This window comes from Dolosicoccus paucivorans (genome assembly GCF_900100125.1).
GTDB classification, from domain to species: Bacteria; Bacillota; Bacilli; order Lactobacillales; family Aerococcaceae; genus Dolosicoccus; species Dolosicoccus paucivorans.
On record NZ_FNEL01000020.1, the window covers coordinates 22,468 to 28,659 of the forward strand.

The window sequence follows — 6,192 nt, forward strand, 5'->3', positions numbered from 1 at the left end:
TATGACCTTTGAAAAAGCACTGGCTCATTTAAAAAAGGGAGACAAAGTGATTCGCAAAGGATGGGGCGGATTAGAAAATTACGTTAAGTTAGTTGGCGAGATGACCGTTGATGGCGAAAAGTTAAATCCTTACTTTGTCATTCATGTCACCGGAGAAGGCTATACGATGTTTCAACCGACAGTGTGCGATATTTTAGCTGAGGATTGGGCTCTTGTCGAAGGATAAATATACAAGTCATACCCATTACTTACAAAACCCCCTACATGTTATGGTGACCGGTGCTGCTTCAGGTATTGGTCGCGCTCAAGTACTGGCTTTTCTTAAAGAAGGGCATTACGTAACAGGATTAGACATCCAACCTGAAGAGCAGGTGGAGGAGATAACAGACAGCTATTCGTCCCGTTTTACTTATTTTCAACTGGATGTCAGTGATCCCTTAGCGGTCGAAAAGATTCTGGGGAGCTATTTAAGAACCCATCCGTTAGGGTTAGATGTTTTATGCAATACAGCCGGCCAACTAGACGGCTTTCATAAAACTCACGACGTCAGTTTAAATAGTTGGTTACATATTTTACAAACCAATTTAACGAGTCAATTTATGATGACACAAATGTGTCTACCTTACTTATTAGAAAAACCTGCCGCTCGGATTATTAATATGGCGTCCATTGCCGGGCTAACCGCGGGAGGTGGCAGCGCAGCCTATACCGCCTCAAAACACGGGGTAGTCGGGTTAACGAAGCAACTGGCTTTTGATTACGCCGATACTGGTTTACGAGTAAATGCTATTGCTCCGGGAGCAGTGAAAACCCAAATGACTCAAGCGGACTTTACAGGGGAAAACCCCATGGCCGAATGGGTTCAACACGAAACGCCGACCAAACGGTGGGCCTTACCGGAAGATATTGCCGGTTTAACGTTATTTCTTGCCAGTGATGCGTCAGAATATATGACGGGAACGGTGATTCCTGTCGATGGCGGCTGGCTTATTCGATAAAAATATTACGACACTTCAGTGGCTTGCTACTCTTTGTCCTTTGGTCGTAATTAAAAACAGTAGAAAGTATTCTATAAAGGAGATTGTACAAATGGATCATTTAATTATTTCAAACAAATCAACAACACGTGAACTCACTCAAGGTGCATTACTAGTGGCCTTATATATTATTTTAACTTTTATGTTAGCACCCATTGCCTTTGGGCCATTAAACTTTCGTCTATCTGAAGGGTTAAATATTTTAGCTCTTTATGATAAAAAAGTTATTCGTTATTTAACCATTGGTGTGTTAATTACGAACTACTTTAGTTACGGACTATTGGATATGTTTATCGGCTCATTATCAACGTTGATCTTTTTGCATTTGAGTCGTTATTTAGCTGCTCGAGCTTTAAAGATCGCAAAACGTTGGACAAACAATGTCACGTGGTTATATGTGATCCAATACGCTGTATTGATTCTTGTCTTTTCAAGTTCCATGTTTACTATTGCTGGAATGGTGAGCTTTTTACTAAAAACCGGTGATGCTTTTTGGCCGCTATACTTAACATTAGCCCTTTCTGAAGGGGTTGCGTTAATTTTAGGCACATTGATTATTCATCCTGTTTTTAAAAGACTTCATATGATTCCAGAACAACTATAAAAAACGAATCCCCTACTCAGTTTTGTTACAAAGATTGAGTAGGGGGTCTTTTTATTGATCTTTAATTTGTTTTAAATAGCGGTACATTGTCGGCTCGGATACATTAAGTACTTTGGCGACATCGCTAACGGCGCCTTTTAGTTGGAAAACATTTTTTTCGTCTAATTCTTTAATGATTTCTAAGCGTTGTTCCATCGTTAAGGAGATATTGGGATCCAAATAGTGAGGAGGAACAATTTGTTCAATTAATTGTTCGATATTGACTGCAAAGTTCTCTAACGGTTCAGCTGCATCTACCGGGCGACTTGTTAGTTGCTTGGAGCTACCGATGAGAGTCAATAATTGATCCGCAACCGACTCATAGGCTCTTACATCAAAGTTCACACACAGTAAACCAATTAATTCATTATTTTCGTCGGTAATAAATAAGGTGCTTGATTTAAATTCTCGACCGTTCGACATAACACCTTTATAATTTGTAACATATGACTTTTCTAAATAAGTTTTTTCTTGCACCATCTTCAAAGCAAAATCAGTTAACGGGGCATCTAAACTTCGCCCACTTAATTCATTATTGGCGATGGCCCCAATGTGACTTCCGCCATCTGGATGAATGATATGAAGAATAATTTCATATTGTGGGCCTAATAGTTCACCAAAATAATTAACCATTTGCGCATAGTGATGCAGTATTGGATGGTCCATAACAATCACTCCTGTCCCTATATAAATAGTAACCGATTACATAAAAAATGCAATACATTTCACAATATTCAAACAATACGATGATTAAATACTATTGCAATGAAAAATAATTATTGCAAACGCTTTCCGTTTCTTGTATGATATAAGTGAAAAATAAGTGGCGGTTTTCACATATATATTTAGGAGGAAAAAGAAATGGATGTTTTAATCGGGACGATTTCGTTAATTTTAGTATTGAGCTTTTTTACATTATTTAACTATAAAGCACCCCACGGAACAAAAGCAATGGGTGCTTTAGCGAGTGCAGCTTGTGCGAGTTTTTTAGTGGAAGCTTTTCATTCATCGTTTTTTGGTGAAGTCTTAGGCATAAACTTTTTACAAACTGTCGGTGATTCCAACGGCTCTCTTGGAGGAGTTGCAGCAGCAATTTTAGTGCCTTTAGCTTTAGGTGTCTCACCCGGGTATGCTGTGTTAGTTGGATTAACTTGTTCTGGGATGGGAATTTTACCGGGCTTTATCGCAGGATATCTTATTTCCTTTTTAATTTTACAAATGGAAAAGCGCTTGCCAGGTGGCTTGGATTTAATTTTAATTATTGTTGTAGCCGCACCTTTAACTCGTTTCATTGCTCAACTTGCTTCCCCATTAGTTGATGCGACCTTATTACGAATTGGTGAAATTTTAATCGAGAGTGCGCAAAGTAGTCCGGTGATGATGGGCATTATTTTAGGTGGGGTTATTACAGTCGTGGCCACCGCTCCTTTATCTTCAATGGCCCTAACAGCGATGATGGGACTCACTGGAGTACCGATGGCCATTGGAGCTTTAGCTGTTTTTGGGTCAAGTTTTATGAATTATGTACTATTTTCAAGAATGAAATTTGGTTCAAGAAAAGATACAATATCTGTTGCGATTGAACCCCTCACTCAAGCCGACTTAATTTCTGCTAATCCGATTCCTGTTTACGGGACAAACTTTGTGGGCGGTGCTTTAAGTGGAATTGTAGTCGCCTTAATGGGACTTATTAATAATACAACAGGAACAGCTACACCCATCGCAGGATTTGCGGTGATGTTTGCTTATAACCCACCGATGAAAGTATTAATGGCTGCAGCCCTTTGTATTGTCTTTAGCGTGGCTGCTGCCTTAGTGGGATCAACGATTTTCAAAAATTACCCAATTAAAACCGCTTATGAATTACGCGGTGAAGAAATGGAACCAGAAACTGTCTAATAAGCTAACAGAAAGGAGCCGTATATGTCGAAGACGCTGAACTATAAAAGTTGTTTTGATGTGATTGGTCCGGCAATGGTAGGCCCTTCCAGCTCCCATACTGCCGGAGCGATTAAAATTACTTTAACAGCCAATGCGTTACTACAAACCCAAGCTGAGAAAGTCATTTGCCGCTATTACGAATCCTTTGCTGAAACGCATCAAGGACATGGAACAGATTATGCGGTCGCTGCCGGCATTTTAAATTTTAACACTCAAGATACTCGCGTTCCTCGAGCCATTGAGCTGGTTAAAGAAGCAGGGATTGATTTAACTTATGTAGAATGTAAAAAAGAAAAAAGCCCTGTCGGACATGAAAATACGATTGATTTAATCTTAAGTGCCGGCGGTCGTACCGTTCGTTTAATCGGTGCCTCAGTAGGAGGGGGAACGATTGAAGTTCGCCATTATGAAGCGGACGGCTTTGTCGTCAATCCAACGGGCCCGCTACCTATGGTAGTGAATGTTAGCCAGGACGCCAGCTATAAAGAACGCCTTCAAAAAGAATTAGATCAGTTAGGACTATCTGTGAGTCATACAATTTTTGAAGAAAAAGACGGCTGGTACTTAGCTCATTTTGAATTGGAAGATTTCTTATCCAAAGATAAAGCGCAAGTCATTGAAACTTTACGTGATGAGAAACATGCTATTTATATTTTGAAATAAGGGGGAGTCCATTTTATGTACATGTCAATTAAAGAAATTGTTGAAGCGAGTAAAGAAACGGGCAAAAGTCTCTCGCAACTGATGATTGAACAAGAAATGGAAGTCACCGGGGCAAGTAAAGAAGAAGTGCTTGAAGGTATGCGCAACCACTTGCATACCATGCAACAAGCGGCGGATCAAAGTGTGGAAGGTGAGGGTGTCCATTCGCCTACAGGCTTAAGTGGTGGCGATGCGATTAAGATGCTGAAATATCGTCAAAAAGGTAAAACTTTAAGTGATGACCGGATGCTAAAAGCCGTTCAAGATGCGTTAGGAACAAATGAAGTTAACGCAGCTATGGGTGTTATTTGTGCTACGCCAACAGCAGGAGCCAGCGGAACTATTCCCGGCGTTCTGTTTTCTGTAGCTGAAACGTTAGATTTAGACGAAGAACAACAAATTCGCTTCTTACTGACCAGTGCGTTATTCGGAATGGTCGTAGCCAACAACGCGATGATTGCTGGAGCCGTTGGAGGTTGCCAAGCAGAAGTCGGTAGTGCCAGCGCCATGGCAGCTGCTGCAGCAGTAGAAGCTGCCGGGGGAACAGCTGAGCAAAGCTCTCACGCTTTTTCAACAGCGTTAGGAAACTTATTAGGTCTTGTGTGTGACCCTGTCGCCGGTCTTGTAGAAGTGCCTTGTGTTAAGCGTAATGCGGTCGGGGCTGGGAATGCTTTGATTGCAGCGGATATGGCTTTAGCAGGAATCGAAAATATTATTCCCGCTGACGAAACCATTGAAGCCATGCGCAAAATTGGTCGTCAAATGCCCCAAGAATTAAGAGAAACAGGTCTTGGCGGAACCGCGGCTACCCCAACAGGCATTCGTTTAAGAGAACAAATATTAGGACAAACCGAACCATTAACTGACGACTAACTAAATAAGTCCTCCAAGTCACCTTTTGTACTAAGTGTTATAAAAGTACAAAAGGTGATTTTGTCTATTCAGAGAATACGAGCTGTGATATAATGAGCTAACAAATCCATAGAAGAAAGGTTGCGCTTATGAACCCATTAGAAAAAGCATTTCAATTAATTAAAGAGCACCCTGATTTATGGTCTAAAGACTACAGTGAACCAGCGACAGAAGAGTCGATTAAATTAGCAGAAGAGCTAATTGGTCGCCAGTTTCCAGAAGAATATAGAGATTTTTTACATACTTTTGGCGATTTAGAGTTTGGTGGAAACCAAATAAAAGGTATTTGGAAAAACCAGCTAGATGGTGGAGGAGAGTCCAACGTCGTCAGTACGTACTTGGAGTACCGCGAAGAAAATTATATTCCAGAGTACTTAGTGCCTATTTATTCTTTAGGGGATGGGGAGGAGTATTGTTTAAATTACAATCAACTTAACCGCAATGGAGATCCTAAAATAACGGCTTATGTTCCGAGTCCTGAAGAAGATTATTACCCTCATGAAGTGTTATATGACAGCTTTAGCGAATGTTTACTTGATCTAGTGGACAATGCAATCAATGGTGACTTAGATTGGTAAGATGAATAAGTATGTTAGAGGCTGACGAATTTATGTTCGTCGGCTTTTTATTTATGATAGATTGTAAAATTAATTGCGACAAACAAGAAAACCCATAACAGGTTCGTGTAAAATGTTAGTAACCACAAAAACACACACGGAGGACCTGTTATGAGCTACAAACATCTTACCATAGAAGACCGTTCAAAAATAGAAATACTTTATCATGAAGGCTATACAGCGAGTCAAATTGCTGAAGCCATCGGGCGTCACCGTTCGACGATTTATCGAGAACTCAAGCGTGTTAAGTCAACCTGTTACGATGCTCAATTGGCTCAAGATAACGCTTCTGAGCATCAATCTCTCAAAGGTCGTCGTCCTAAACATACGCCCGAGCTCA

General features: G+C 40.5%; 9 protein-coding genes. 8 read left to right on the forward strand and 1 reads right to left on the reverse strand.

The genetic code is table 11. The features are described from left to right. Position 1 precedes the first annotated feature (1 nt). The 3 genes from BLR79_RS04385 to BLR79_RS04395 all read left to right on the forward strand — a co-directional run bounded on the left by BLR79_RS04385 (position 2) and on the right by BLR79_RS04395 (position 1,641). Positions 2–226 (forward strand): DUF2829 domain-containing protein, encoded by a 225-nt coding sequence (locus tag BLR79_RS04385; protein WP_092085245.1) that lies wholly within the window; start codon positions 2–4, stop codon positions 224–226. Positions 227–269: 43 nt separating this feature from the next. After that, complete coding sequence (locus tag BLR79_RS04390) at positions 270–998, forward strand: 3-oxoacyl-ACP reductase (RefSeq protein ID WP_092085261.1); 729 nt, start codon at positions 270–272, stop codon at positions 996–998. A 91-nt stretch (positions 999–1,089) separates the two neighbouring features. Further along, complete coding sequence (locus BLR79_RS04395) at positions 1,090–1,641, forward strand: QueT transporter family protein (RefSeq protein ID WP_092085247.1); 552 nt, start codon at positions 1,090–1,092, stop codon at positions 1,639–1,641. Between the two features lie 51 nt (positions 1,642–1,692). Here BLR79_RS04395 and BLR79_RS04400 read toward each other — a convergent pair whose 3' ends face one another. Continuing rightward, positions 1,693–2,346: a helix-turn-helix transcriptional regulator gene (locus tag BLR79_RS04400; protein WP_092085249.1), complete on the reverse strand. Its 654-nt coding sequence runs from the start codon at positions 2,344–2,346 to the stop codon at positions 1,693–1,695. A 195-nt stretch (positions 2,347–2,541) separates the two neighbouring features. Between BLR79_RS04400 and BLR79_RS04405 the strand changes: the two genes are divergently transcribed. The 5 genes from BLR79_RS04405 to BLR79_RS04425 all read left to right on the forward strand — a co-directional run. Continuing rightward, the gene (locus BLR79_RS04405; RefSeq protein ID WP_092085251.1) at positions 2,542–3,579 is read left to right on the forward strand and encodes a PTS sugar transporter subunit IIC; all 1,038 of its coding nucleotides are present in this window, start codon (positions 2,542–2,544) and stop codon (positions 3,577–3,579) included. A gap of 24 nt (positions 3,580–3,603) precedes the next feature. Continuing rightward, positions 3,604–4,284 (forward strand): serine dehydratase beta chain, encoded by a 681-nt coding sequence (locus tag BLR79_RS04410; RefSeq protein WP_092085253.1) that lies wholly within the window; start codon positions 3,604–3,606, stop codon positions 4,282–4,284. Between the two features lie 15 nt (positions 4,285–4,299). Beyond that, positions 4,300–5,196 (forward strand): L-serine ammonia-lyase, iron-sulfur-dependent, subunit alpha, encoded by an 897-nt coding sequence (gene sdaAA / locus BLR79_RS04415; protein WP_092085255.1) that lies wholly within the window; start codon positions 4,300–4,302, stop codon positions 5,194–5,196. A 128-nt stretch (positions 5,197–5,324) separates the two neighbouring features. Next, entirely contained in the window at positions 5,325–5,813 is a 489-nt protein-coding gene (locus tag BLR79_RS04420) for an SMI1/KNR4 family protein (protein WP_092085257.1), read from the forward strand. Positions 5,814–5,963: 150 nt separating this feature from the next. Further along, the coding region (locus tag BLR79_RS04425; RefSeq protein WP_143338777.1) for a helix-turn-helix domain-containing protein at positions 5,964–6,192 on the forward strand (229 nt) is incomplete at its 3' end.

Coding starts and splice junctions, on each gene's coding strand:
- BLR79_RS04385 (WP_092085245.1), top strand. CDS start 2: ATGACCTTTGAAAAAGCACTGGCTCATTTAAAAAAGGGAGACAAAGTG.
- BLR79_RS04390 (WP_092085261.1), top strand. CDS start 270: ATGGTGACCGGTGCTGCTTCAGGTATTGGTCGCGCTCAAGTACTGGCT.
- BLR79_RS04395 (WP_092085247.1), top strand. CDS start 1,090: ATGGATCATTTAATTATTTCAAACAAATCAACAACACGTGAACTCACT.
- BLR79_RS04400 (WP_092085249.1), bottom strand. CDS start 2,346: ATGGACCATCCAATACTGCATCACTATGCGCAAATGGTTAATTATTTT.
- BLR79_RS04405 (WP_092085251.1), top strand. CDS start 2,542: ATGGATGTTTTAATCGGGACGATTTCGTTAATTTTAGTATTGAGCTTT.
- BLR79_RS04410 (WP_092085253.1), top strand. CDS start 3,604: ATGTCGAAGACGCTGAACTATAAAAGTTGTTTTGATGTGATTGGTCCG.
- sdaAA (WP_092085255.1), top strand. CDS start 4,300: ATGTACATGTCAATTAAAGAAATTGTTGAAGCGAGTAAAGAAACGGGC.
- BLR79_RS04420 (WP_092085257.1), top strand. CDS start 5,325: ATGAACCCATTAGAAAAAGCATTTCAATTAATTAAAGAGCACCCTGAT.